The sequence below is a fragment of the Mesorhizobium sp. M7A.F.Ca.MR.148.00.0.0 genome, assembly GCF_003997735.1.
In the GTDB taxonomy this organism is placed as follows: Bacteria; Pseudomonadota; Alphaproteobacteria; order Rhizobiales; family Rhizobiaceae; genus Mesorhizobium.
The window spans coordinates 1-863 of the sequence record NZ_RZTB01000322.1; the positions used below are offsets into that span (position 1 = coordinate 1).

Annotated in this window: 1 protein-coding gene; it reads right to left on the reverse strand. The window is 61.0% G+C overall.

Features of this window, described 5'->3' with window-relative positions:
• On the reverse strand, window positions 1-856 hold an 856-nt coding region (locus EOB49_RS34270), incomplete at its 3' end, for an ABC transporter ATP-binding protein (protein WP_164781949.1).
• Window positions 857-863: the final 7 nt, after the last annotated feature.

Sequence of the window (863 nt, forward strand, 5' to 3'; positions counted from 1 at the left end):
GCGACCACAGAAGCAGGGCATATCCGACCACCGCCACCCTGAGCGCAACCAAAGTTACGCCTTGGGTTGAGCCGATGATCGTTCCGCGCACCCAGCTCCGGCGCGCGCGGTGCCGCCATTTCGTCATGATATTTGCAAGCCGCTCGTCTTCGCGAACCTCTGCGCCGAAGCCCTTGACCACAGCGTTGCAACTGACCGCGTCCGCAAGCGCGCCGCTGAGCCTTGTGTCCCATCGGTTGGCAAGGCTCGCCGCTGGCGCGACATAGCCGAGCGACAGCGAAATCGAAAACGCAAGGTAGACGAGAGAGCCGCAAGCAAAGATCACGCCCATGACCGGCCAGTGCCAGCCGAGCAGCACCGTCGAGCCGATCAAGATGACAAACGACGGGAGCAGCGTGACGAGTATCGTGCTGTTGAGGAGGTCGAGCGCCCACATGCCGCGCGTTATCTTGCGCACTGTCGAGCCGGCGAAGCTGTTTGCATGCCAGTCTGTCGAAAAGCGCTGCACATGATGGAACGCTTCGGTCGCGACGTCGGAAATCATTTTCAACACCAGGTCGCTCAGGCCAATGAAGGCGACGTGGCGCATGGCAATGCCACCGAGTGCCAATGCAATCGGTACAGAGAATGCTGCAACAGCTGAATCCGAAGCTGGTGCTGCCGCATTAGCAGCACGAGAAACAGCGTCGATGAGTCGGCCAGAATAGAGCGGCATCAACACGTCAGCCAGCGTGGAGGCGAGCATCGCGGTCATGATGATCGCGAGCCGGGCCGGCTGCCTGTTCCAGAGGCGAACAGTGAAGGCGAAAACGTCGCGACAAGTGGCGCCGCGCCCATGGACGGGGAAACGTCTCATAGTTTCC